This is a genomic window from Streptomyces sp. NPDC025651 (assembly GCF_055558735.1).
On sequence record NZ_JBVHLZ010000001.1, the window covers coordinates 1,014,880 to 1,040,148 of the forward strand.

Genomic DNA, 25,269 nt, shown 5'->3' on the forward strand with positions numbered 1-25,269 from the left:
GAGGATTTCGCATGTCCGAGAACGCGCCCGCCAACGACGACCAACAACTCAAGCCCGTGGACGTCATCGCCCACTCCGCACTTCCCGTCGCGGGTCTCATGCAGATCATCCTGGGCCACTACGGCACCCAGGTGGTTTCCACCCTCGCCACCCTCGGCGTCCCCGACTCGCTCGCGGACGGCCCGGCCACCGCCGCGGAGCTGGCCGCGCGGCACGACACCGAACCGCGGGGCATGTACCGGCTGTTGCGTGCCGCGGCCACGCTGCGCGTCGTGGACCACGCCGAGGACGAAACCTTCTCGCTGACCGAGGCCGGACAGTTCCTGCGCACCGAATACCCCTTCTCGATGCGCTACAACGCGATGCTGCACGGGTCACGCTGGCACTGGGACCCCTGGTCTCTGGCTCCCGAGGCGGTGCGCAGGGGTGGCGAGACCTTCTCCGACCACCACGGCGAGCCCTACTACGCGTACATCGACAAGCACCCCGAGGCGGGTGACCTGTTCGACCACGCCATGACGGCGATGGCCGCGCAGGCCCAGCTCCTGGCAGTGTCGCTGTACGACTTCAGCCGCCACAAGACCGTCGTGGACGTCGCGGGCGGCGAGGGAGTGGTCCTCTCCGCGGTCCTGGAGGCCCACGCGTCGGTACGGGGCGTCCTGTTCGACCGCGAGCGGGTGGTCGAGAACGGAAGGAAGCTGCTGGCCGAGGCCGGTCACGCGGACCGGGTCGACTTCGCGCCGGGCGACATGTTCGCTTCGGTGCCCGAAGGCGGCGACTGCTATCTGCTGTCCATGGTCGTCAACGACTACAACGACGACCGCGCCCTGGAGCTGCTCAAGAACTGCCGGGCCGCCATGTCGAAGGACGCGACGCTGGTCCTCTTCGACATGGTCATCCCGCCGAACGGTCAGCCGTCCTTCGCCTCGCTCGGCGACTTCGAGTGCCTGGTCGTCAGCGGTGGCGAGCTGCGTACCGAACCTGAGCTGCGGACCCTGCTGAAGGCCGCCGGCTTCCGCCTCGAAACCGTGCGTCGCGGCATCTCTCCCGTCTGCACCGTCGTCGCCCACCCGGAGTGATCACCATGGCCCACACCGACACCACCACCGGTCCCCGCCGCCTCGCGGCCCGCGAGCGCGAGGTCCTGCACCGCCTCCTGCCCGGCCTGCAGGAGAAGCTCGCCGCGCACCCTCTCGCCGAACTGGAGCAGCGAGGCGGCCCCGCGGTCGGGGCGTTCCGGGCGGCGGGCGGCCCCGGCCTCCTCGTACCCACCGAGCACGACGGACTGGGCGCGGGCCCTGTGGAGGCCGTACGGATCCAGCGGGTGCTCGCCATGCACTCGCCCTCGCTGGCCGTCGCGGCGATGATGCACCAGCTCTCGACGGCGAGCTTCTGCGAGTACCTGACGGCGCACTGCGCACCCGACGCGTTCGAATGGATCCTGCTCAAGACGATCGCCGGCGAGAACCAGCTCGTCGCCTCGGCCTCGGCCGAGGCCAAGCGCGGCGGCAGCATGCTGGAGCCGGCCATGAAGGCCCGGCGGCAGGGTGACAAGTTCATCATCAACGGCACCAAGAAGCCGTGCAGCCTGTCGCAGTCGATGGACTGGTTCGTCGCCAGCGTTCTGGTGGAGGACGACGAGCAGTACCACGGCCATCTGGCGATGGCGGTGGTGCCCGCCGCGACCGAGGGCCTCACCCGTCGCCCGTTCTGGACGAGTGAGGTGCTCGCCGGCGCGGAGAGCGACGAGGTCGTGCTTCAGGACGCCGAACTCGACCCCTCGCTGATGATCTTCACCGACCAGAAGCCCGGCACGCGGATGGACATGCTCCAGGTCCGGGGCTGGACCTGGTTCGAGCTGCTGGCCGCCGCCTCATACGTGGGTGTGGCCTCCGTGTTGGTGGAGAAGGTACTGGACGCCGGGCGGGCCTCCCGTGCGGAGACGGGTGCGCTGCTGGTGAAGCTGGAGAGCGCCATGGGGGCGTTGGAGAACGTCGCCCGCGACATGGCGACCGGCGACACAGACCAGTCGGGGCAGCTTGCCGGCGCTCTCGTGGCCCGCTTCCACGTGCAGGAAGCGACCATGGAGATCTCCGCGGCCGCCGCCGAACTGCTCGGCGGCATCTCCTTCATCCGAGACCCCGAGGTCGGCTACCTGCTGCAGGCCACCCGGGCACTGGCCTTCCACCCGCCGGCCCGCGCCAAGGCGCTCCCCGCGCTGACCGGCTACTACCAGGGCCAGGACCTGGACACCACGATCTACTGATCGGTCCTCTTCCTCTGCCCTCCGGGGAACCCCTCCTCCGCCGATTCCTCGGCAGCTGAAAGGAACGCAGCATGTCCGCGTCAGAAACCTGGTTGAACTTTCCCCTGATCGATGGCCTGAAGTCGCGCCGGGCCCGCCGCTTCGGCATGGGGATGACCATGCCCGGCGGTCCCATGAAGTACCGAAGCCGCCATGAGCCGGTCCCGCTGACCGAGGAGGAGCAGGCCATCCTCGTCTTCGCCGGCGCCGGCATCACCGGCCCGGCGCTGAACGACTGGAACTGGGAGAAGGGCAAGGGCGGCAACGTCATGGCCGGCGTCGTCGGCCGCACGGTCTCCAGCTCCGACGCGCTCCAGAGCGCCGCGATGGTCGTCATGGACGACGAGGCCACCTACCTGATCCGGCGGCCCGCCGACCTCCCGACGCACGAGTTGCAAGTGGTTCTGGGCCTGGTGGCGAAGAACGACTTCGTCGGCGCGTACCGCCGGCTGCGCATCAAGATCGGCGAGGAGCGACGCCACCCGCCGGTTCACGCCCCGTACAACCTGACGGGCAACGAGTGGTCGCTGCACACCCCTGGATCCACCTACTTCCTCCCCATCGAGGACCTCTCGTATCTCTACATCAACATCCTGCTGGAGTTCTTCAACGAGGAGATGGCCTGTTTCTGCCTCGATGAACGGCGGATGTATCTTCCGGCGGGAATCGGCAGGTTCGGCAAGTCCAAAGGCGGGCACCTGGACGATGATCCGCGCAAGCTCAAGGCGCTGCCCGTGCAATTCGCCGAAGGGCTCCTCGTCGAGACGGCCGCCGTCGAGATGGGAATGATGCTGCAGAACATGGGCCTGGTGAGCCAGGCCCTGGGCCTCGGTGGATTCCCGCACTACACCGGGCACGACGGCAAGTGGTGCGAGGCGCTGGGCTTCCGCATGGCGAAGCTGCCCATCAGCCGCTACTTCCGCATCCCCACGCTGTCGAAGCTGGCCCTCAAGATGCGCGGCCAGGACGTGGACTACGCCTACCCGTTGGGCCTGGAGCGAGACGGTGAGGTGCTGCTCAAGCCGTACTGCCCGCCGTACTACGAGTCGATGGAAGCGGCCGTGCACGCCGTGGTGGACCGCAAGTTCGGCCCGAACGGCATCTACCGCGGCGGCATCGGCCGGGGCGGCTGGCGGGAGCCGGAGGAGATGTCCAAGGGAATGCACGGCATCAGCCAGAAGGCGATAGACGCCGTCGTCGCCTTCTGCGAGTACCTCTACGAGAAGTCCGGCCGATTCCCCACCTACCACCCTGCGTACCACACGCAGATGGGATTCCAGTCCATCCATCTGGACGTCGATTTCTACGACGAGTTTTACAGCCCCGAGATGGTGCCCGACGTGCACCGCGACCATATGCGCGACTGGCACCAGCGTTGATGAGGTGGTGGAAATGCTAGAGACGAAGACCTGTACCGATGTCGACCTCATCGTCGACGTCCTCGCGGCTGCGTTCTACGAGGACGACCCGGTCGTCGGGTGGTTGATACCGCACGGAACCCCGGAGCGGGAACGCTACCTCCGTGGGTTCCTGCGAGCCTGGGTGACGTACATGCTGGACCACGAGGGGACCGCCATCATCACGGCGGACCACAGCGGCGTCATCGTATGGGAACCCTCGGAGCGGGCCCCCATACCGAGGGAGGACGAGGAGGCGTTCCTCGCCGACATCGCGGCCTCCACCGGCCCCGCGGAGAAGCGCTGCCGGCAGCTCATCGAAGTGCTGGACCACCACTATCCGGACGACCTTCCGAGGCATGGGCACATTGCGCTCGCCGCCGTCCGTCCGGAGGCTCGGGGAACGGGGGCCAGTATCGCGCTCACGGACGAACTGGCGCGCTATGCCGTCGCCCATGACCTCGGAGGCTACTGCGAGGCCTCCTCCGAGCGGAGCGCCAGGCTGTGGGAGCGGCTCGGCATGCAGCGGCTCGGCGAGACGATCCGACTGCCTGAATCCGACGTGTCGCTGATACCCATGTACATTCCGCCTCCCGGAAGTCTGGGCTGAGCGACATGCGCGAAGAAGCACTGCACAGCTACCGGCTCTACATCGCGGGCAAGGACGTCGAAGGCGACGGCTGGGTCTACACGCTCAGCGCACGATCACTGCTCGAGGACGTCTTCACCAGCGTCAGCCTGAAGAGGGATCTGGAGCGGAACCCTGAATCGGCGGCCGTGGAGCACCCCTATGTGGTGGGCCGCTGCGCCGTCGCGTCCGACGCCACGATCGATCTGGCCACCGAGGCGGCGGCCGCCGCGGCACGGGAGTGGGCGGCGGTTCCGCTGGAGCGCCGGATGCGTCTGGGCGCGCTGTTCCGCGCGGAACTCGTCGCCCAGCAGGACAAGTTCCTGAAGATGCTGGTCGCCGAGGGGCACCCGGTGAGCCTGGCCCGCTGGGAGCTGAGCTGTCTCCTCCAGGTCTACAGCGATGAGAGCCTGGATTGGTACCGGCAGCGGATGCACACGGAGTTCGACCACGCCGGGCGGCGGCTGATCGTCCGCCGCCAGCCCGATGGCGTGGTCGCCTTCAATCCGCCGCAGAACGCCCCCGCGCCCAGCGCCGCCCTCGCCGTGCTCGCGCTGATGGCGGGGAACACCGTTGTCGTCCGTGCGCCCCGCTCGATCCCGCTGTCCACGATGTGGGTGCTGCGTGACGTCGTGGCGCCGTTGCTCGATGAGGTCGGGGCGCCCCCCGGCGTGCTCAACGCGGTCTGTTCCAATCCCAAGCAGACGCTGGACCGCTGGCTTCGGAGCCCGCTCGTCGACGACATCTTCTACATCGGCGGCAGCGAGGAAGGCCTGCGCTTCCAGCAGCAGTGCGTCGAGCGCGGCAAGAAGGCGATCCTGGAACTGGCCGGCAACGACACCATCGTCGTCTGGAAAGACGCGAACCTGAAGCATGCCGCCGAGGCGATCTGCGAATCGTTCTACGGATCCGGACAGATCTGCATGGTGCCCAACTGCGTACTGGTGCACCCTGCTGTTGCGGACGCCCTGATCGCCGCGATCAAGGAAGAGATCAAGACAGTACGCCCGGGCTACCCCGAGGACGAGGGCGTGCTGCTCTCCCCCGTCCGCCGCAGCGAGCGCTTCTTCCGGCTGCTCCGGCAGGCCATGGACAACGGTGCGGAGCTGGTCACCGGTGGCAAGCGCACCGAGCTGGACGGCACCCCTTCAGACACCGGTGTCTTCCTGGAACCGACCGTGGTGCGGGTGAACGAGCTGGGTGGTGCCCGCCGGTTCGACGTCGTGCGGCAGGAGACGTTCTTCCCGCTGCTGCCGATCGTCGTCCCGGAGCCGGACACCGACAGCGCACTGCTCGACGACTTCATCGAGTTCGTCAACACCAACGACTACGGGCTGCGCAACTCGCTGTGGGCCGCCTCCACCGACGTCATCGACACGTACGTCCAGCGCGTCGTCAACGGAGGACTCCTCAAGATCAACGATTCGCACATCGGCTTCCTGCCCTATCTGCCCAGCCACGGCGGCACCGGCCTGACCGGCGGAGTCCACGGCGAAGCCAACTACCCGATGCTCAAGACCTCGCACCTCCAGGGCGTGTCCATCGCCCATGACACCAGTCCCCGTGCGGCGGTCTTCGGGTCCTGACGACCCGCTGCCGCTCCGTGAACCGAACCCGCGCATCCAAAGGGAGTTATCCGTGACCGCGATCCAGGCTGCCCGGGGCGACACCGAGGAGGAGATCCTCGGCCTGTACCGGGCCCATCTCAGCAAAGGGAGGGCAACCCTCGCCGAGCTGTTCGGCAGTCACATGGAGGTGGAGTCGTCCGGTGCCTGGCTGACCACGAGCGACGGCGAGCGGTTCCTCAACGTCGGCGGTTACGGCGTCTTCATCATGGGCGCCCGGCACCCCATCGTCATGGAGGAGGTGGAGCGCCAGCTGCACACCCACCCCACCGCCACCCGCATCCTCATGGAGCCCACCGTCGCCCGCGCGGCCGAGGCGCTCGCGGCCGTCACGCCCGAAGGGCTGGACCGGGTGCACTTCGCGCTCTCCGGCGCCGAGGCGGTCGAGACCGGCCTCAAGCTGGCCCGTGCGAGCGGCCGCAGGCGCACCGTCTCCATGCGCCGTGGCTACCACGGCAAGACGCTCGGCGCGTTGTCGGCCACCGCCAAGGAGGTCTACCAGTCGCCGTTCCGCCCGCTGATCCCCGATGTCCAGCACCTGCCGTTCGCGGACGCGGACGCGCTGGAGGCGGAGTTGCGCGCCCACCCCGGCGAGGTGTGCGTCATCCTCGAACCCGTACAGGGCGAGGGAGGCGTGATCATCCCGCCCAAGGGCTACCTCAAGCGGGTCGAGGAACTCGTCCGCGAATACGACGGCTTCCTCGTCCTCGACGAGGTACAGACCGGGTTCGGCCGGCTCGGCGAATGGTGGGGTGCCGACAGCGAAGGCGTGGTCCCCGACGTCCTGCTCACCGGCAAGTCCCTCGGCGGCGGTGTGGTGCCCGTCTCCGCGGCTGTGGCCACCCGGAAGGCGTTCCGCCCGTTCGACAAGGATCCCTACCTCCACACCGGCACCTTCTCCGGACAGCCGCTGCTGATGGCCGCCGTCCGGGGCGCCCTCCGGGCCGTCGAGGAGGAGCGGCTGGTGGCCGGGGCGGCCCGCCTCGGCGCGGAGCTGCTGCCGAGGATCTCCGAGATCGCCCACCGCAACATCCCCGGCCAGCTCGTGGAGGTACGCGGCAGAGGCTTGCTGATCGGCGTCGAGCTGGTCGAGGCGGGGCTCGCCGGAGAGCTGCTGATCGAGCTGTTCAACCACGGGGTCGTGGCCAACCACTCGATGATCGGCAGCTCGGTGGTGCGCTTCACACCGCCCGCCACCCTCACCGACAGCGACGTGGACTTCCTCCTCACGTCATTCGACAGGGCCACCCGGGACTTGACCAGCGGCTCGGCCACCATGCCGGAAGGCGGTAACTGACTGTGCGACACGTGGAACTGGAAGCCGTGGTGCGTTCCGAAAAGGCCGGAGACGTCCTCGAGAGCGTCGTCAGGTGGGAGGAGTACCCGCGGTTCGCCCCCCATGTACAGACCGCCACCGTACACACCGCGCTGCCCTCAGAGACCGGGAGCTCCAGCTGGGAGCTGCACTTCCGCAGCGGTCTGCTGCGCTGGACCGAGACCGAGCGGTGCGTCCCCGAGCTCGGTGAGATCCACTTCGAGCAGACAGACGGCGACTTCGACTCCTTCGCCGGCAAGTGGAGCATCACGCAGAGCGATGACGATGTCGTCGTGCGCTTCGAGGCCGACTTCGACTTCGGCATCCAGAGCCTCGAAGGGATCCTCGACCCCATCGCCGAGCGCGTCATCAAGGAAACCGTCGCCTGGGCACTGACCGGGCTGTTCGACCGCACAGAGATAACTGGCGACGGCGTTCCGGGCACCCCCGTGGCCGCGCCGTGACCGGCACGCCACCCTGCGAACAGGCGAGCTGGACAAGCCCGGTCGACACCTCAGGACATGAAGGGAACCACACGGCGATGTTCGACAGTCTCAAGGAAATTCTGGTCAGCAAGCTCAAAGTGTCGCCGGAGCAAGTTGTCCCGCAGGCCACCAAGGAGGACGTCGAACTCGACTCGCTGGCCGTCGTCGAGCTCTCTCTGCTCCTGGAGAAGGACTTCGGCATCGCCGTCAGCGACGACGAGCTCCTGGAGGCGGCCACCATCGGCGACATGGCGCGCCTCATGGAGGAGCGGAGCGCCCGAACATGACGGGCGGCCACGATGTCGCCGTCACCGGGCTCGGGCTGGTCACCCCGGCAGGCATCGGGGTGGGGCCGAGCTGGCAGGCAGCCCTGGACGGACGGCCCACCGCCGCCCTCGACACGGAACTCGCCGGCAACCCGGTACGGATCTCCTGCCGCGTCCCGGGCTTCGCCCCGGAGGGGCTGCTCGGCGCCCGCCGGGCCCACCGGCTCGACCGCTTCGTGCAGTTCGCCTTGGTCGCTGCCCGGGAGGCGGTGGCCGATGCCGGGTTGGACCCGGCGACGTGGGACGGCGGCCGGGTCGGCGTGGTCCTCGGCTGCGCCGGCGGTGGGTCCGGCACGATGGAGGCACAGCACCGGGTGCTGGTCGAGGAGAGTCCTGCCTGGGTCTCCCCACTGCTGCTGCCCATGCAGCTGCCCAACATGCTCGCCGGACAGACCGCCATCGAGTTCAAGGCCACGGGCCCCAATCTGGTCGTGGCCACCGCCTGCGCTTCTGGTGCCAGTGCCGTGGGCACCGCCTGCGATCTGCTCGCGCTCGACCGCTGTGACATCGTCATCGCAGGGGGCAGCGAGGCGATGATCACCCCGCTGGTCATGGCCGGGTTCGCCAGGATGGGCGCGCTGTCCGCACGCGAGGACGACCCGGCCACCGCGTCCCGGCCCTTCGACGCCGACCGCGATGGCTTCGTCGCAGGGGAGGGCGCGGGTGTGCTCGTCCTCGAACGGACTGCTGATGCTCGTGCCCGCGGCGCACGCGTTCGGGCCGGCATCGCGGGCTACGGCGCGACCGCCGACGCCCATCACATGACCTCACCACACCCCGACGGCACGAGCATCGAAGCGGCGTTGCGCACGGCGCTCGCAGAAGCCGGCGCAGCGCCATCGGACGTCCAGCACGTCAACGCGCACGGCACCGCCACTCCGTTGAACGACCTGGTCGAGGCCCGAACGCTGCACCGTGTGCTCACCGGGGACCCACTGGTCACCTCCACCAAGGGTGTCACCGGCCACCTGCTGGGCGCGGCTGGTGCGGTGGAAGCGGTGTTCAGCGTGCTCGCGGTCGAACGTCAACTGGTGCCGCCCACCGCGAATCTGCAAACGCTCGACCCTCGCCTCGACATCAAGGTCGCCACCGCATCGACGAGCACGCGCATCGACCTCGCTCTTTCCAACTCCTTCGGTTTCGGGGGCCAGAACGCGGTTCTGGCGATAGCGAGAGCGTAACGCCGCAGGTCAGCCATATGGCCGAGCACATGGAAGAAGAAGGGGGCACAGCTCTGTGCAGCAGACCGTGAACGTGGTGGGGATCGGCGGTTCGAGCAGACCTGGATCGACGGCCGAACAGGCCGTGCGCGTGGTACTGGACGCGGCGGAGCGCCGCGGGGCAACGGTACGGAACTTCGGTGGCCCCGAACTGATGATGCCGCTCTACGACCCCCAGCGGGGTGCCGGTACACCGCAGGCTCGGCGGCTCCTGGCCGCCATCGCCGACGCCGACGGGCTCGTACTCGCCAGTCCCGCGTACCACGGTGGCATCTCGGGTCTTGTGAAGAACGCCCTGGATCATGTCGAGGAGTTGCGCGACGACTCCCGCCCGTACTTCAGTGACCGGCCGGTCGGCTGTGTCGCGGTTGCCCACGGCTGGCAGGGCGCCGTGTCCACGCTGGCCATGCTGCGCGACGTCACCCACGCGCTGCGCGGCTGGCCCACTCCGCTGGGTGTCGCGGTGAACACATCGGTTCCGGGTTTCTCCTTCATGGACCAGGGCCAGGCCCCCCATGTCCACGGGCAGTTGGAAGTGATGGCGGAGCAGGTGGTCGATTTCGCCTTGATGCGCGCGCTCGCGACCGCCGGGCAAGGGGAGTCTGCGATGAAACCGGTCGGCCTGACGTGAGGGAACCGCGGACACATACTCATGGACGGGGAAACGGATGACGGTATCTGCGCGGCCCCCCGCCCCCGTCTTGTGCGGCCTGGGCACCTGGCTGCCCCCGCGCGTCATCACCAACGACGACCTGGTCCAGCAGCTGGACACCTCCGACGACTGGATCCGCAGCCGCACCGGCATCGGGCAGCGGCACGAGGTCCAGCCGGGTACGGCGACGTCGGACCTGGCCGTCGAGGCAGGGCGCCGGGCGCTGAAGTCCGCCGGCCTGGAGGCGGTGGACATGGTGATCGTGGCCACCTCCACGCCCGACCGGAGCTGCCCGGCCACCGCGCCGCTGGTCGCGGCCGAGCTGGGCCTGGGCACCGTCCCCGCCTTCGACGTCGGCGCCGTCTGCACCGGGTTCCTCTACGGCCTGGCCACCGCGGCGGGCTTCCTCGCCACGGGTGCGGCCGACACGGTCCTGGTCATCGGGGCGGACACCTACTCCAGCATCCTCGACCCCGCGGACCGGTCGACCCGTGCCATTTTCGGCGATGGTGCCGGCGCGGTCGTCCTGCGTGCCGGGCACGCGGACGAGCCGGGCGCGCTCGGTCGAGTGGAGCTCGGCAGTGACGGCCGCGGCAGCGATCTGATCATGGTGCCTTCGGGCGGCTCCCGCGATCCGATACGCGCGGACACAGCCGACCGCGCCGACCCCTACTTCCGCATGCAGGGGAAGAAGGTGATGCGCAACGCCGTCGAACGGATGGCAGATTCTTCCCTGCGTGTGGCGCATCGGTTCGGCTGGGGCGTGGACGACATCGACCTGCTCGTCGCCCACCAGGCCAACATCCGCATCCTGTACGCGGTGGCCGACCGGGCCGGGCTGCCACGGTCACGCTGCCACGTCCATCTCGACCGGGTCGGCAATACGGCGGCCGCCTCCATCCCGCTGGCTCTCGCCGACGCGGTGGCGGCAGGAAGCCTGCGCCCCGGCGACCGCGTGGTGACCACCGCGTTCGGCGGCGGGCTCACCTGGGGTGCTGCCGCCCTGTACTGGCCGGACATCACCCCAGCCTGAGACCGCCCGAGTCGATGACACCGGGCCAGGGCAATTCTTCCGACGAGATAGAGGTATGCGCTGTGAGCGACTTCTGCGAGCCTTTCGTGGTTCCGCCGGACGACTTCGGGATACGGTCCGACACAGGGCCGGTCACCGCTGCGTGCCTGCAGACCGTACGCGACACGTCGGTTCGTCAGACACTCCGCAAGACACTCGCGATAGCCGTGGCGCGCCGATGCCCAGGGATATCGGTCGACGAGGTCGAGCAGGATGCCGCGGTGGCGAACTGTGGCGATGCCGGTTGACCGACGTGCCGTTCAGTTCTTCGCGCCCGCCTTCGCCTCCTCGGTGAGGCTCAGGCGGATCAGATGCGCGACGGTCGGGGCCGTGCGCTTGGTGCGGATGCGGCGCAGGTAGGTGCTCACCGTGTGCACGCTGATGCCCAGGCGTCTGGCGACCTGCTTGTGGGAGAGGCCCTCCGCGATATGGGTCAGCACCTGACGCTCCCTGTGGGACAGCGCCGGCGCGTTCTGCGGACGGCTGTCTACTGGCATCTTCCCCCCCGGGAGGCACGGTCAACATATCCGGCGGCCCTGGCCGCGACTTGATCTAACCATGGCCTCGGTGAAACAGAAAGGAGTCCCAGGAACCCTGGGGTAAACCCTTGGCCACCGACAGCGACCGTGCTGTCAAGTCGCCAATTCGGGTGACTGTGGGCGCGCTTCGGGGCGGGTGAGTGTGAGAGCGGTCTCGGCTGAGCACAGCCGTGCACGACCTGAATGGCAGCCCGGCGGCGACCAAGGGGGAGAACGTGAGGCACTTCCGGCTGCTCGTCGTGGGCAACGGCGTCTCGGCGTACGGCAGTTACCTGAACATGGTCGCCCTCAACGTCTTCATCTACGAGGTGACCGACAGCGCCCTGGCCGCGGGGATCTTCATGGCCGTGCGCCTGATGACCAGTGTCGTCTCCGGCTTTGTGAGCGGACGGCTGGTCTCGGCGTACGACCGCAAGGTGTTGATGGTCGGCGCCGATCTGACTCAGTGCGCCGCCATGATAGCGCTGCTGATCGCACCTGACGGGGGTCGTGCGGGGCTTCTGTACGTCCTGGCCGTCGTGACCGGTTTCTGCTCGACCCTGTCCGGCGTCGCCCTGCGCAGCAGCATCCCCGAGATCGTCGGCGGCGAGCTGCGGATGCGGGCCAACTCGCTGCTCGCGACCGGGCGTTCCCTCGCGATGATCGCCGGCTTCGCCTCCGCGGGCGTCATCGTCTCGCAACTCGGTTACGTCGCCGCCATCTCCCTGGACGCCGCCTCCTTCGCGGTCTCGGCCTGCGTCCTCCTCTCCCTTCCCATTCGTACGAAGGAGAAGGAGGACGGGGAGGGGAAGAGCGCGCAGGAGAAGGGGAAGGCGGGGGGAGGCGCGGGCCGTGGGGCCGTGCCTCGTGGCGGGGCCCTGATGCTGCTGCGTGCCGCTCCCGTCCTCGCCGTCATGATCGTCGTCCGCGCCGCCGACGGCCTCGGCTCCTCGTCCCACAACGTCGCGCTGCCCGTCTACTCCAGCGACCTCGACCCCTCCCATCCGGCCACGTTCGTCAGCCAGTTCTGGGCCACCTGGGCCATCGGCAACATCGTCATGCAGCAGATCTGCGGGCGGTGGGCCGGGCGCGGCGGGCGGCAGGGGCCGGGGGAGAAGGCCTTCGCGATCGGGGCCTGCGTGATGTCGGCCGCGTTCATCGTGGTGTTCGCCGGACTGCCCACGGGCGTGGCGGTCGCGGCCGCCCTGGTGGCCGGGATGGCCGACGGGCTCACCGAGATCGCGTACGTCACCCGGCTCCAGGCGGCCCCCGACGAGCAGCGCGGCAGGCTCTTCGGGCTCTCCGCCTCCGTCGAGAACACCGGATTCGGTCTGGGCATGCTCGTCAGCGGCGCCCTCCTCGAACGCTCCTCGCCGCTTCACGTCGTGGGGCTGCTCCATGGACTCGCGATCGTGCTGTGCCTCGCGTTGTTCGTCGTGCTGCTGCGGTACGGGAGGGCCAAGGACCAGCCCGTGGAGCAACTCCAGGGCCCGCCCGAGGGCCGACGCGACAGTTCGAACGACAGCGGCGCCGTGGACGATCGCGCCGGCGCCCAGGGGAGTGAGGCCCGATGACCGCCGCCCGTGATGCCGTGGCCGTCGTCGGGATGTCCTTCCGGCTGCCCGGCGCCGACACCCCAGAGGAGTTCTGGCGCACGATCCACGACGGCGCCGACCGCATCCGCCGCTTCACCGACGCCGAGCTCACCGCCGCCGGAGTGCCCGAAGAGCAGTACCGCGCCGACGAGTTCGTCGGGGCGAGCGGAGTCATCGACGGCATCGCGGGCTTCGACGCGGGCTTCTTCGGGATGAGCGCGCACGAGGCCAGGATCACCGACCCGCAGAGCCGTCTGTTCCTGGAGTGCGTGCACCACGCGCTGGAGAACGCCGGGTACGCGGGCGCGCCCCAGGACACCGGCACGAGCGAGGTCGGGGTCTACGCCAGCGCGGGCTACCACCTCTACACCCTCCAGACCTATCTGCAGAACAACGTCCTCCAGGAAGGCGTCGCCGACTGGGTCGCGGGACTGCAGGTCGCCGTCGGCAACTTCAACGACTTCACCGCCAACCGCGCCTCCTACCGCCTCGGTCTGACGGGACCGGCCGTCAACATCCAGACGGCGTGCTCCAGTTCGCTCACCGCGGTGTACGTCGCCGCGCAGGCCGTGGTCGCGGGCGAGTGCGACATCGCGGTCGCCGGGGCGACCGCACTCCACGTGCCGCAGGTGCTCGGCTACCAGTACGTGAAGGGGTCCATCCTCTCCAAGAGCGGCCGTCTGCGGCCCTTCGACGCCGACGCGGACGGGACGGTCGGCGGCACGGGCGTGGTCGCCGTGATCCTCAAGCGCCTCGACCGGGCCGTCGCGGACGGCGACCACATCCACGGCGTCATCCGGGGCTGGGGCGCGAGCAACGACGGCGCGGACAAGAAGGCGTTCGCCGCGCCCAGCGCGACCGGCCAGCGGCGCGCGATCCGGCGCGCGCTGGAGAGGGCGGGCGTCGACGCGGGCACCGTCGGCTATCTGGAGACGCACGGCACCGGCACCTTCAAGGGCGACCCGATCGAGTTCGAGGGCGCCACCGCCGCGTTCCGCGCCGACACCGACCGCACGGGCTACTGCGCGCTGGGCTCGGTCAAGGCCAACATCGGGCATCTCGACGTGTGTTCGGGCCTGGCGAGCATGGTCAAGGCGCTCCTCGTGCTGCGGCACGGCGTCATCCCGCCGATGGCCAACTTCCGCCGCGCCAACCCCGCCCTCGACCTCGCGTCCAGCCCGTTCTACATCCCCGAGGCGCCGCGTCCGTGGCCCGAGGGCGACGGGCCGCGCAGGGCGTGCGTCAGCTCGTTCGGCGTCGGCGGCACCAACGTCCACGTCGTCCTGGAGCAGGCCCCCGAGCCCGTTCCCCGACCGGCCGGCACGCCGAAGGCCCCGGGCGTCCTGGTCGTCGCGGGGCACACGGAGGCCGCGCTCGCCGACAACGCCGCGGCCCTCCGCGACCACCTGCGCGCCCACCCCGGGACGCACGTCGCGGACCTCGTGACGACGCAGGCGCTCGGCCGCGCCCACCGCAGGCACCGGCTCGCGGTGCGGGGCGACACCGTGGCCGCGCTCACCGGAGCCCTCGACGACTGGATCGCGAAGCCGCGGCCGAAGCCGGGGGAGTCGGGCGGGGCCGGTGCCGGGTTCCTCTTCACGGGGCAGGGCAGCCTCCACCGGGGCGTCGCCCGCGCCCTCCACGAGCGCTTTCCCGTCGTACGCGAGGTCCTGGACGCCTGCGAGCGGCAGTTCGCCGCGCTCACCGGGGGCGACAGCCTCCTCGGTCCGCTCCTCGAAGAGGCGGGGGAGGACGAGCCGGTCTGGCCCACCGAGGTGGCGCAGCCCGCGCTGTTCGCGCTGCAGTGCGCGCTCGTCCGTCTGTGGCGCGAGGCCGGGATCGCACCGGACGTGGTCGCGGGGCACAGCGTCGGGGAGTACGGAGCGCTGTACGCGGCCGGGGCGCTCTGTCTGGAGGACGGGCTGCGCCTGACGGCCGAGCGGGGGCGGCTCATGCGGCGGCACTGCGCGCCCGGCGCGATGCTCGCCGTGCCGGTGGAGGAGCGCGCGGCGCGCGAACTGGCCGCCGAGGTGCCCGGCGTGGAGCTCGCGGTCGTCAACGGCGAGCGCAGCCAGGTGCTCGCGGGCCCGGCCGACGCCGTGGCACGCCTGGCCGCGCTGCTCGCCGGGCGCGGGATCCCGGGGCGGGAGCTCCCGGTGGCGCACGCCTTCCACACCGCCCTGATGGACCCGGTGCTCGACGGGCTGCGCGGGCTGTGCGCCGAGGTGGAGCGGCGGCCCGTCGAGGTGCCGTTCATCAGCGGCCTGGACGGGGTCACCCGGCCCGAGGGGTGGCTGCCGGACGCCGACTACTTCGTACGACAGGCGCGCGAGCCGGTCCGGTTCGCGGACGTCATCCGGGAGTTGGGGGCGGCGTACGACGACGTGGGCGCGCTGGTCGAGATCGGGCCGCACACCACGCTCAGCGGGCTCGCGCGCAGGGGGCTGCCCGGCAAGGCGGCGCTTGCGACGCTGCGGCGCGGCGCGGGGCTCGAACCGCTGTGGGACGCGGCCGCCGGGCTCTACCGGGCCGGGGCCCCCGTCGACTGGCGGATCTTCATGGGCGGGGCGGGGCGCAGGATCCCTCTGCCCGGCTATCGCTTCCAGCACAAGGACTACTGGACAGGGCCGGAGAACCACCTTCCCCGGCCCGTGGAACCCGTACAGGTACAACCCGTACAAGCGGCAAGGGATGGGGCGGAAGTGGCACAGGACGAGGCAGCGGTCGAGCGCGTGCTGCAGCACATCATCAAGGTCACGGCGAAGCACCTCAGCTACGACACGAGCGAGATAGCCGAGGACGCCTCCTTCTTCGATCTCGGCGCGGACTCGCTGCAAATGATCGGCGTGCTGCGGGAGTTGGAGGAGGAGCACCGGGTCAAGGTGTCGATGCGGGAGCTCTTCGAGGAGGCCGGCACGGCGAAGGGGCTCGCTCTGATCATCGTGGGGAAGATGGGGGACGGCGGTGCGGTTTCCGCTCCCGTCGCGCCGCCCGCGCCCGCCGCGGTGCCTGCGCCTGCCGCTCCGGTCACGCCGCCCGCTCCGGTCGCTCCCGTCACGCCGCCCGCGGTGGCCGTTCCGGTCACGCCGCCCGCCCCTGTCGCGGCGCCCGCCCCGTCCTCCGCCGCCCCGGTCGAGTACGCCACGCGCCGCGAAGTGGAGGACCTCGTACGCCAGGTCCACCAGCTCTCGCAGATCCAGCTCCAACTCATGGGCCAGCTCACCCAGTTGCTCGCGGCGCAGACGGCGAACCCTGCCGCCGGCGGGAGGGCGGACCGGTGACCACCGAGACCGGACCCGGCTCCCGTTCCGACGCCCGTTCCGTCTCCGCGGCGGTCGACCAGGACCTCGCGGCGATGGCCGAGCTCTCCCAGCGCATCGCCCAGCAGATCGGCGCCCCGGCGGCCGAACAGACGCAGACGCAGGCCGCGCCGGACGAGACCCCGGACCCGCGCCGGGCCCAGCACGGCCCCCGTCTGGAGGTCGCCCGCGGCTCCGGCATGGTCCGCGGCGGCGCCTCCGCGTCCCAACGGGCCCACCTGGACGACCTGGTGCGCCGCTACACCGCCAAGACGCCCACCTCCAAGCGCATCGCCCAGCGCTACCGCCGCGTGCTGGCCGACAGCCGCGCGGCGGTCGGCTTCCGCAGCACCACGAAGGAGATGCTGTACCCCCTCGCGGGGCGGCGGGCGCAGGGCTCGTGGCTGGAGGACATCGACGGCAACCGCTACGTCGACATCACCATGGGCTTCGGCGTCCTGCTCTTCGGCCACGAGCCCGCCTTCGTCACGGAGGCGGTCCGCGAGCACCTCTCGCGCGGCATCCAGCTCGGTCCGCGCAACGTCGAGACCGGCGAGGCCGCCGAACTGCTCGCCGAGCTGACGGGCCTGGAGCGCGTCGCGTTCGCCAACTCCGGTACGGAGGCGAACTCCGCGGCCATCCGCCTGGCCCGCGCCGCCACGGGGCGCTCCCGCATCATCACCTTCGAGGGTGCCTACCACGGCCACAACGACAACGTCCTCGGACGCTCCCCGCGCACCGGCGGCGAGGGCGGCCTCACCACCGTCCCGATGTCCGCGGGCGTGCCGAGCAACGCCGTCGCCGACCTGCTCGTCCTGCCGTACGGCAGCGAGGAGAGCCTCGCCGTCATCGAGCAGCAGGCCGGTGACATCGCGGCGGTCGTCGTGGAGCCGGTGCAGAGCCGCCACCCGTCGCTGCGGCCCGCCGAGTTCGTGCGCCGGCTGCGCGAGCTGACGAGCCGGCACGGCATCGTGCTGTTCTTCGACGAGATGCTGACCGGCTTCCGCCCCGCGCCGCGCGGCGCCCAGGAGCTCTACGGCGTCACGCCCGACCTGGCCACCTACGGAAAGCTGCTCGGCGGCGGCTTCCCCATCGGCGCCATCGCGGGCCGGGCCGACATCATGGACGGCATCGACGGCGGCCACTGGACGTACGGGGACGCCAGCTATCCGGCGGCCGACACCACGTTCTTCGGCGGCACCTACATCCAGCACCCGGTGTCGATGGTCGCCGCGCGCGCCGTCCTGACCCACCTCAAGGAGAACAGCCCGCGGCTCCAGGAGCGCCTGAACGCGCGCACGGACGAACTGGCCGCCACGCTCAACGCCTTCTTCGAGGCCGAGGGGTTCGCCCTGAGCCTCGACCACTTCGGCTCGATGTTCCGCTTCGAGCACCGCGCGGACATGGAGCTGCTCTACCACCACCTCATGCTGCGCGGGGTGCACGTGTGGGAGTGGCGCAACTTCTTCCTGTCCACCGAACACACCGACGGGGACGTCGAGTTCATCGTGGAAGCGGTGAAGGACTCGCTGCGGGAGCTGCGCGCGGCGGGCTTCTCCCTCGGGACACCCAAGGCCGTGCCCCGGCCCAGGACGCAACCGGCGCCCAAGGCGCAGCCCGCCCCCAAGGCGCAGGCCGTGGCCTGGAACGGCGCGGCCACGGTGCAGCCCAGGCCCAAGCCGACGCCCACACCGGCACCCGCCGCGGCTCCCAAGTCCCCCAAGCCCCTCGACTTCGGCGTCTACTTCTTCGGCGACTACCCGCAGGACGACACGGCCCCCCGCCACGGCAAGTACGACCACCTCCTGGAGACCGCCCGCTTCGCCGACCGCAACGGCTTCCACTCCTTGTGGATCCCCGAACGGCACTTCCACTCCTTCGGCGGCCTGTTCCCCAACCCCGTCGTCCTCGCCGCGGCCCTCGCCCGCGAGACGGACCGCATCCGCATCAACGCGGGCTCCGTGGTCCTTCCGCTGCACGACCCGATCCGCGTCGCCGAAGAGTGGTCGATGGTCGACAACCTCTCCGGCGGCCGCGTCGGCATCGGCTGCGCCAGCGGCTGGCACGCCAACGACTTCGTCTTCTTCCCCGAGCGCTTCGGGTCCCACAAGGAGAAGATGTACGAACAGGTCGCGGAGGTACGGAAGTTGTGGCGCGGCGAGCCGGTCCGCCGCACCACGGGGAACGGCGAGAGCGACCTCCACCTCTTCCCGCGGCCCGTCCAGGACGCCCCGCCCATGTACACGGCCGTCGTCGGCAACCCGGCTTCGTACGCCCTGGCCGCCCGCCACGACCTGGGCGTCGTCACCAACCTCATGACGCAGGACGTCGCGCAGCTGCGCGAGAACATCGCGCTCTACCGCCGTACGCGCGCCGAGCACGGCCTCGATCCGGACGCGGGGCACGTGGCCGTGCTGCTGCACACCTACCTCGACGAGGACCACGACGCGGCACGCGCCGAGGCCCGCGATCCGCTGTCCCGCTACATGCGGGCCTCCCTGTCCCTGTTCGGCAACGTCGCCAACAGCCTCGGCCAGCAGGTCGACCTGTCGGCGATGACCGAGGACGACCTGGACGTCGTCTTCCGCCGCGCCTACGACCGCTACTGCGACCAGCGGGCCCTCATCGGCAGCCCCGAGACGGTCCGTTCGGTCGTGGACGCGGTGGGTGCCGCGGGCGCCGACGAGATCGTCGCCCTTGTCGACTTCGGCGTCGAGCCCACCGCGCTGCGGGCGGGCCTGGTCCACCTCGACGCACTGCGCCGCGACTGCGCGACGCCCACGGCATCGGCGGCCCCGGCGGCCCCTGTAGAGGTGGCGGCGGACCAGGGAGCCGCCCTCTCCCCGGGACAGCAGCGCGTCTGGTTCCTGGAGCGGATGCTCCCCGGCCGCACCGCGTACAACGAGACCAAGGCCATCGAGCTCGAAGGCCCCCTCGACGTGCCCGCGCTGCGCGCCGCCCTGCGCGCCCTGGCCGCCCGGCACGAGCAGCTGCGCACCGTCTTCCGCGAAGTGGGCGGCGAGCCGCGCCAGTTCACCCGGCCGCCGGCCGACGTGGACTTCGAGGTCATCGAGGGAACGGGCGCGGACGACCCGGTCGCCGCCACCCTCAAGGCCGAGAGCGAGCGCCGCTTCGACCTGGTCAACGGCCCGTTGTTCGTCACGCGCCTGGTCCGGCTCGGCGAACGGCGGCACGTCCTGGTCCTGTCCCTGCACCACATCGTGATGGACGCCGCGTCGGCGGCCGTGCTCGCCCGCGACGTCTCCGCCCTGTACCGCGCTCAGCTGCCGGGCGGCCCGGCGGCGGAGCTTCCCGCGCTCACCCGTACCTACGCCGATCACGCCCGCCGACAGCTCGACTCGCTCGCCGACGCGAAGTCGGCGGAGGACCTCGCGTACTGGAAGAAGGCCCTCGACGGCGACCTGCCCGTCCTCGAGCTGCCCACCGACCGGCCGAGGCCCGCGGTGATGACCTCCAACGGCCGCGCCCTGTTCCGCTCGCTGAGCCCGGAACTGTCGGACGCCGTAAGGAAGTTCGGCCGGAGCAGGCGCAGCACGCTCTTCATGACCCTGCTCGCCGGATACGCGGCCGCGCTGTGCCGCGTCACCGGTCAGGACGACGTGGTCATCGGCACACCGATGTCCGACCGCACGCCCGAGTACGAGGACGTGGTCGGCTTCTTCGTCAACACGCTGGCGCTGCGCCTGGACCTCTCCGGGGACCCGGAATTCGGCACGGTCCTGGACCGGGTGCGCGGGGTCGCCCTGGACGCGTACGACCACGCGGACGTGCCGTTCGGCGCGGTCGTCAGGGAGCTGGACCCGCCGCGCGCGCTCGACCGGACGCCCGTCTTCCAGACGCTGGCCGAGTTCGAGACCGGTGACCCGTTCGACTTCGACCTGCCCGGGATCCGGTCGACACCGCTCGACTCGGGGCCCGACAAGGCGCTGACGGACCTCAGTGTGTACTTCACCGACCAGCCGGACGGTGTGCGCTGCCATCTGGAGTACAACACCGACCTGTTCGACGAGGCGACGATCGACGCGCTCTTCGCGACGTTCCGCGACGTCCTCGCCGAGGCAGTGGGCGTCGAGACCCCGGCGGCGGAGCCGCAGGAGTGGCGGCGCGGCCCGGTCCGGCAGCGCACGCGCGGCACGGTCGACTTCCTGACGTCGCGCTGGGCCGGGGTCGCCCCGCACCGCACCGCGGTGATCAGCGGCGAAGTCACCCTGACGTACGGCGAGTTGGCCGAACGGGCCGACCGTCTCGCGGGCGTTCTGCGGGCCGCGGGCGCGGGTGACGCGCCGGTCGCCCTGTGGCTGCCGCGCGGCCCCGAGCTGATCGTCGCCATGCTCGCGTCCCTCAAGTCCGGCCGCGGATATGTGGCGTTGGACCCGGGCCAGGGCCGGGCGCGGGCCGAGGCGATCCTCGCGGAGAGCGGCGCGCGGGTGCTCGTGGTGGACGGCGCGGGACGCGCGGACGCGCGGCCGACGACACCGGCCGGGACCGCGGTGATCGACGTCGACGCCCCGGGTCCCTCGACACCCGCCCCGGCGTCGGACGCACCCCACGGCCCCGAGTCCCTGGCCTTCGCCATCTACACCTCCGGCAGCACCGGCACCCCCAAGGGCGTCGCGATCCCGCACCGGGCCGTGGTGGACCTGTGCCAGTGGCACCACGAACGCTTCGGCTTCACCGCGGACGACCGCAGCGCCGCCGTGTGCAGCCAGGGCTTCGACGCCTGCGCGCTGGAGATCTGGCCCGCGCTGACCGCGGGCGCCACGGTGGTCGTGGCCGACGACGAGACCCGCAGGGACCCGGCCGTCCTGGCCCGCTGGTACACGGACCGGCGCATCGCCTTCTCCATCCTGCCGACGGCTCTCGGCGAGGCGGTCATGGCGCTGCCGGAGGACCAACAGCCCTCCCTGCGGCACCTGTTGGTCGGCGGCGACGTGCTGCGCACCCGGCCGCGCCCCGGCGCTCCGTACGAGACGGTGAACGTGTACGGCCCCACCGAGGTGACGGTGCTGTGCACGGTGGAGACCGTGCGCCCCGAGGAGCCGGGCGCCGCACGGTCCCCGATCCCGATCGGCCGCCCCGTCGACAACGTCACGCTGCGGGTCCTCGACGCCGACGGCCGTGAGGTGGACGCCGGCGAGGTGGGGGAGCTGTACGTCGGAGGTCCCGGCGTGGCGAGCGGCTACCTGGGCAGGCCCGACCTGACCGCGGAGCGCTTCGTCGACGATCCGCGCGGCACCGGGGACCGGATGTACCGCACCGGCGACCTGGTGTGCCGGAACGCGGCGGGAACCCTGGAGTTCCGCGGCCGGACCGACGACCAGGTGAAGATCCGGGGCTACCGCGTCGAGCCCGAGGAGGTCTCGCGGGCCCTCAACGGCCTGCCGGAGGTCGGCGAGGCGGTCGTCCTGCCCCGCCGCGACCGGCGGGGCGAGGCCGGACTCGTCGCCTACGCCGTGCCCGCGCGGCCCGGCGCGGCGGAGCAGGAGCTCGCGGACCGGCTGACGGCGGAGCTCGCCCGGCTGCTGCCGGACCACATGGTGCCGCGCGCCTGGGCCGTGCTTCCCCGGTTCCCGCTGTCCGGCAACGGCAAGCTGGACCGGGCCGCGCTGCCCGCCCCCTCGCTGACCACCTCGCCCACCGCTCCCTCGGCCCGCGCCGGGCGGACGCGGACCGCGAGCGACGACATCGAGGCGCGGCTGAAGCGGCTGTGGGCCCAGGAGTTCGAGACGCAGGCGGCGGCGATCGCGTCCGACGCCTCCTTCTTCGAGCTGGGCGGCCACTCCATCACGGCGATCCGTCTCGCCAACGCCGTACGGGAGGAGTTCGGCGCGGAGTACCCCGTCGCCCGCTTCTACGAGGAACCGACGCTGGAGGCGATGGCGGCCTATCTCGCCGAGTCCGGGGGCGAGTCCGAGCCGCGGCCCGCGGGCGAGGCGGGCGGAGCCGACGCGGACGTCGTCGGCCGCGCCCCCGTCACCGCCCAGCAGGCCGCCTTCATCGCCCGGCACGGCACGCACCCCCGCCCGGAGATCTACAACGTGGCGATGCGGCTCACCCTGACGGGGGCGCTGGACGTACCCGCCCTGCGCACGGCGCTCAGCCAACTGGTCGCCCGGCACGAGGGCCTGCGCACGCGCTTCGTGTCGGACGACGGCGAGCAGTGGTGGCAGGAGGTGCTGCGCGCGAGGCCGGTGGAGCTGCCGGAGGAGGACCTGTTCGCCCGGTTCGGTTCGGCGGCCGAGGCCGAGGCGGCGGCCCATGTCGCGGCCGGGGAGACGGCCTCGACGCCCATCGACCTGCTCGACGAACTCGCCCCGGTCCTGCGTCTGCTGCGCACGGGCGAGGACCGCTGGGCGCTGGTCTTCGTCATGCACCACGCCTGCTGCGACGGCTGGTCGGTCAGCCTGCTGCTGCGCGAACTGGCCGAGCTCTACCGCGCGGCGACCACCGGGACCCCGCACGCTCTCGCCGGGAGTGTCCCGCAGCCGGGCGCGTACGCGCGCTGGCAGCAGGAGCAGAGCGGTACGCAGGACAAGGGCCGTCTGGTCGAGCACTGGGCGCGCCGCCTGGAGGGTGCCTCCTTCGGCATGCCGCTGCCGCTGGACAGGCCCCAGCCCGAGGTGCTGAGCGGCGAGGGCGACGTGGTGCTGTTCACGGTGGGCCGGGACACGCGCGCCGACGTGGAGGCGCTGGCGCGACGGCACCGCACGACGCCCTTCGTGGTGACGGCGGCCGCCTTCGCGCGTCTGGTCGCGAAGGTCGGGGACCAGCGGGACGTCCTGCTCGGCATCTCCTTCGCCAACCGCGAGCGGCGCGAGTTCGAGGCCCTCGCGGCCTGCACGGTGTCGTCCTTCACGCTGCGGGCCGACGACGCGGCCGCCGGGCCGTTCGCGGAGCTGGTGGACCGGGTGGCACGCAACGCCGTGGAGGCCATGGGCCACCCCGCGCCGATCCGCGCGCTGGCGGCGGACCTGAGCCGGGCGCTTGCCACCGAGGTGCCCGACCGGCTGCCGCTCGGCTTCCAGTACCAGAGCTCGCTGGAGACGGACATCGAGCTGCCGGGGCTGACCACGGCGGTCGAGGACCTCGCGGTGTCGGGCGCGCGTGGGGAGCTGAACTTCGGTCTGATCCCCACGGGTGACGTGCTCTCCGGGTACGTGGAGTTCTCGACCGACCTGTGGGACCGCGCGACGTTCGAGGCCTGGACGGCCGCGTACGTCGATCTCCTGGCCGAGGAGGTGGGGGGAGCGCTGCGCGGCGAGGGGTGAGGGGCCGGGGGCGAGGGGCGGCCGAATTTGGTCGTGACATGTCAAGAATCATGAAGGTCGACCTTGTCACGCCAGAGGCCCTGTGTATCAATGGGCGACAATCCGGGTTACTGACTACCCGTCAGACCGGCACCCCCTCGCTCCCCCCACACATGAAGGCAGGCCCTCCATGAGACATGGCAGATTCGGCATCGGAATCGGCTCGGCGATCGGCGCCGGCGCGCTCGCCGTGGGCGCGCTCGCGACGGCACCCGCGGCCGGTGCCGTGGAGCCGCAGACCGCCACCCTCTCGTTCGACTGCGGTTCGTACGGCGCGGGAACGGCGACGCTCAAGGCCACCCAGGACGGCACCAGCGCGACCATCGACCTGTCCACGTCCGCGATCACGGCCCCCATCGACGTCGCGGCGGGCGCGGTCACCTCGACGCTCACCCTCGCCAAGAACGGCACGGGAACGACCGACTTCACGGGCAACTCCAACCCGGCCATCCCGGCCGGCGGCGCCGTGTCCACCGGGCCCCTCGCCGGGACCGTCGCCTCCGGCGACAGCCTCGAAGCGAAGTCCCTGAAGGTCCAGGTCCTCGGCATCACCGTGAACTGCACCGCCACGTCGCCGCAGTCACCGGGGCCGTTCGTGTTCTGACGTTCCGGCGTTCCGCGGCTCCGGCGCCGCATGTCATGGGGCGGTGCCCTCTCCGCGGAGAGGGCACCGCCTTCTCACGCCCCGGCCAGGGGGCGCCAGTGCTGCTCCCTGCCCTCGTCGCGTACGACGAATCCGAGCCCGCGCACCGTCTCGACCAGGTCCCGCGCGTCCCGCCCGGCGTCCCGCTTCAGTGCGGCCTTCCGCGCCGCGAGCAGCGCGTGCACCTCGGCGGGCAGGTCGGGGGTGCCGGGGATCCAGCGCCGGAACAGGCAGGCGTGCGGATCGGCGTCCCGCCAGGGGTAGCCGTGCGCGCGGAACGCCTCGGACAGGGCGGCGGCGCGCGCCCCGTTCTCGCCGCGCGCCAGCTCGCCGGAGTCCGTGCCGAGCAGCACCAGGTGCTTGCCGTCGAGGAACACCGCCGAGACGTCGGCGCGTGCGAACGTCCGCGTCCGGCCCTCCTGCTCGACGGTCACCCGCGCGTCGGTCAGCTTCACCTTCAGCGACTCCGCGAGCGCCGTGCACGCCAGCAGGAGTCCGGCCACGAGCCCGGCCGCCATGACGAGCGCGGTCTGCCACGGCGCGTCGAGCCTGCCGACGAACTCGATGCCGTCCCGCCACGGCAGCACCGGCGACCCGGAGGCCCAGCGGGCCAGGCGCGGCAGCGCGAGCCCGAGCAGCAGGCCGAGGAGCGGCATGCCGACGAGTATCAGGGCGAGATCGCGGCGCGGGTAGCCGAGTTCGGTGGTCCCCTCGCGCGAACTCGCCTGGCCGCGTGCCTTGTTGAGCCTGTCACCCGACATCTTGTAGTGCTCCGTTCCGCCCCGTGACGGCCCATCGCCGTCGAACGCCTGCACCAGGGACGTTAGGAGCGGGGCCCCGCCGCGCACAGCAGCCGAAAGT

Annotated in this window: 17 protein-coding genes; 15 read left to right on the forward strand and 2 right to left on the reverse strand. The window is 71.2% G+C overall.

The features are described from left to right. Positions 1–11: 11 nt before the first annotated feature. The 11 genes from ACZ4D5_RS04840 (at position 12) to ACZ4D5_RS04890 (ending at position 10,986) form a co-directional block, all read left to right on the forward strand. On the forward strand, positions 12–1,079 hold the full coding sequence (locus ACZ4D5_RS04840) for a methyltransferase (protein ID WP_467770893.1): 1,068 nt from the start codon (positions 12–14) through the stop codon (positions 1,077–1,079). Between the two features lie 5 nt (positions 1,080–1,084). Next, the gene (locus ACZ4D5_RS04845; protein ID WP_467770894.1) at positions 1,085–2,266 is read left to right on the forward strand and encodes an acyl-CoA dehydrogenase family protein; all 1,182 of its coding nucleotides are present in this window, start codon (positions 1,085–1,087) and stop codon (positions 2,264–2,266) included. Between the two features lie 71 nt (positions 2,267–2,337). Further along, a complete protein-coding gene (locus tag ACZ4D5_RS04850) occupies positions 2,338–3,684 on the forward strand; it encodes a hypothetical protein (RefSeq protein WP_467770895.1) in 1,347 nt (448 codons plus the stop codon). A 13-nt stretch (positions 3,685–3,697) separates the two neighbouring features. After that, entirely contained in the window at positions 3,698–4,312 is a 615-nt protein-coding gene (locus ACZ4D5_RS04855) for a GNAT family N-acetyltransferase (RefSeq protein WP_467770896.1), read from the forward strand. 5 nt (positions 4,313–4,317) lie between these two features. Beyond that, positions 4,318–5,916, forward strand: a complete 1,599-nt coding sequence (locus ACZ4D5_RS04860; protein ID WP_467770897.1) for an aldehyde dehydrogenase family protein — start codon at positions 4,318–4,320, stop codon at positions 5,914–5,916. 52 nt (positions 5,917–5,968) lie between these two features. Continuing rightward, positions 5,969–7,252, forward strand: a complete 1,284-nt coding sequence (locus tag ACZ4D5_RS04865) for an aspartate aminotransferase family protein (protein ID WP_467770898.1) — start codon at positions 5,969–5,971, stop codon at positions 7,250–7,252. 11 nt (positions 7,253–7,263) lie between these two features. After that, positions 7,264–7,734, forward strand: a complete 471-nt coding sequence (locus tag ACZ4D5_RS04870) for an SRPBCC family protein (RefSeq protein WP_467770899.1) — start codon at positions 7,264–7,266, stop codon at positions 7,732–7,734. A gap of 77 nt (positions 7,735–7,811) precedes the next feature. Beyond that, on the forward strand, positions 7,812–8,042 hold the full coding sequence (locus tag ACZ4D5_RS04875; protein ID WP_467770900.1) for an acyl carrier protein: 231 nt from the start codon (positions 7,812–7,814) through the stop codon (positions 8,040–8,042). Then, a complete protein-coding gene (locus ACZ4D5_RS04880) occupies positions 8,039–9,262 on the forward strand; it encodes a beta-ketoacyl-[acyl-carrier-protein] synthase family protein (protein ID WP_467770901.1) in 1,224 nt (407 codons plus the stop codon). The genes ACZ4D5_RS04875 and ACZ4D5_RS04880 overlap by 4 nt, the downstream gene beginning before the upstream one ends. 55 nt (positions 9,263–9,317) lie before the next feature. After that, positions 9,318–9,932 carry an NADPH-dependent FMN reductase gene (locus ACZ4D5_RS04885; protein WP_467770902.1) on the forward strand — a complete coding sequence of 205 codons (615 nt, stop codon included), beginning with the start codon at positions 9,318–9,320 and terminating at the stop codon, positions 9,930–9,932. Between the two features lie 37 nt (positions 9,933–9,969). Beyond that, positions 9,970–10,986, forward strand: coding sequence for a beta-ketoacyl-ACP synthase III (locus ACZ4D5_RS04890; RefSeq protein WP_467770903.1), 1,017 nt, complete (start codon positions 9,970–9,972; stop codon positions 10,984–10,986). 299 nt (positions 10,987–11,285) lie between these two features. Here the strand turns inward: ACZ4D5_RS04890 and ACZ4D5_RS04895 are convergent, their stop codons facing one another. Beyond that, positions 11,286–11,522, reverse strand: coding sequence for a response regulator transcription factor (locus tag ACZ4D5_RS04895; protein ID WP_467770904.1), 237 nt, complete (start codon positions 11,520–11,522; stop codon positions 11,286–11,288). 257 nt (positions 11,523–11,779) lie between these two features. On the opposite strand from ACZ4D5_RS04895, the gene ACZ4D5_RS04900 reads away from it, so the two are divergent. The 4 genes from ACZ4D5_RS04900 (at position 11,780) to ACZ4D5_RS04915 (ending at position 24,369) form a co-directional block, all read left to right on the forward strand. Next, positions 11,780–13,117 carry an MFS transporter gene (locus ACZ4D5_RS04900; RefSeq protein WP_467771484.1) on the forward strand — a complete coding sequence of 446 codons (1,338 nt, stop codon included), beginning with the start codon at positions 11,780–11,782 and terminating at the stop codon, positions 13,115–13,117. Further along, on the forward strand, positions 13,114–16,419 hold the full coding sequence (locus tag ACZ4D5_RS04905) for a type I polyketide synthase (protein ID WP_467770905.1): 3,306 nt from the start codon (positions 13,114–13,116) through the stop codon (positions 16,417–16,419). The genes ACZ4D5_RS04900 and ACZ4D5_RS04905 overlap by 4 nt, the downstream gene beginning before the upstream one ends. Continuing rightward, on the forward strand, positions 16,416–23,726 hold the full coding sequence (locus ACZ4D5_RS04910) for a MupA/Atu3671 family FMN-dependent luciferase-like monooxygenase (RefSeq protein WP_467770906.1): 7,311 nt from the start codon (positions 16,416–16,418) through the stop codon (positions 23,724–23,726). The genes ACZ4D5_RS04905 and ACZ4D5_RS04910 overlap by 4 nt, the downstream gene beginning before the upstream one ends. Positions 23,727–23,895: 169 nt before the next feature. Continuing rightward, positions 23,896–24,369 carry a hypothetical protein gene (locus tag ACZ4D5_RS04915; protein WP_467770907.1) on the forward strand — a complete coding sequence of 158 codons (474 nt, stop codon included), beginning with the start codon at positions 23,896–23,898 and terminating at the stop codon, positions 24,367–24,369. A gap of 74 nt (positions 24,370–24,443) precedes the next feature. On the opposite strand, the gene ACZ4D5_RS04920 is transcribed toward ACZ4D5_RS04915, so the two are convergent. Next, positions 24,444–25,169, reverse strand: coding sequence for a YqeB family protein (locus tag ACZ4D5_RS04920; protein ID WP_467770908.1), 726 nt, complete (start codon positions 25,167–25,169; stop codon positions 24,444–24,446). Positions 25,170–25,269: the final 100 nt, after the last annotated feature.